Origin of the sequence: Mesorhizobium caraganae (genome assembly GCF_016836705.1) — a bacterium.
Lineage (GTDB): Bacteria > Pseudomonadota > Alphaproteobacteria > Rhizobiales > Rhizobiaceae > Mesorhizobium > Mesorhizobium caraganae.
In genome coordinates, this window is sequence record NZ_JAFCGY010000104.1 from 1 (window position 1) to 907 (window position 907).

Sequence of the window (907 nt, forward strand, 5' to 3'; positions counted from 1 at the left end):
AACCGGCTCCGACGCTGCGCTCATTGCAGGCTTCGCGTCTGCGCCGGTTGCTCAACCCGCGCCATACGGCGTAACAGAAACGGCCGAGGCTCTAATCGCCACTGGATGAAACTTCAGTGGCAGGTCAATTCGCGCCGGCACCGATATCTGCCCAGGACCAGCTGGTGCGAATCATCCGGGCGGTGCGCTAGGTGTGGAGCCTCAATAGGTTGTCCCCGGATTGGCCGAGGCGACTGATTGGCGTTTTGGACTTTAGGCTGCCGTGCGGCGGATGCCAATTGTCGCGATGCAGCCAGACGGGCAACTCGGCGGCGCGGTGGTCGGAGTTCCGATAGGCCACGGCGTATGCCCATTCGCGCAGGGCCGTCTGGATGAAGCGTTCGGCCTTGCCGTTGGTCTTGGGCGTAGGGCCTTGTCCCGACATGCCTGAGCCCGAGCATGCGGCAGGCCTTGGCGAAGGCTTTCGAGCGGTAGCACGAGCCGTAGCACCTACGGAATGAAGGAACGGTGGCAGCCGAGGCTGGCATAGTAGGCGAGTGCCGCCTTGAGGAAGACGATGGCGCTCTCTTGTTTCTCGTCGGGCAGGATCTGGCTGAAGGCGATGCGCGAGGCGTCGTCGATGGCGACGTGGACGAACTCCCAGCCGGTGCCGCGCGACTTGCCCTGTTGCGGATTGCCGGTGATGCGGTGGCCGACGCGTCGCACCGGCCGAGCTTCTTGATGTCGATGTGGATCATCTCGCCGGGATGGGCGCGTTCGTAGCGTTTGACCGGCTCGGCCGGTGATCGGCAATCTGCTTCGGCGCAATCCGAAGTCGGTCAGACATCGCAGCATGGTGTAGGGGCGCTGCTGGGCAACCTTTCCAAACGTCAGCGGCACCGAAATCAGCAAGCACAACGTCGCCATG

1 pseudogene is annotated in these 907 nt (G+C 63.5%); it reads right to left on the minus strand.

Annotated features, from left to right (window positions below):
* Positions 1-187: 187 nt before the first annotated feature.
* Positions 188-782: pseudogene (locus tag JQK88_RS35485) on the minus strand (integrase core domain-containing protein); the annotation flags it as partial.
* Positions 783-907 lie beyond the last annotated feature (125 nt).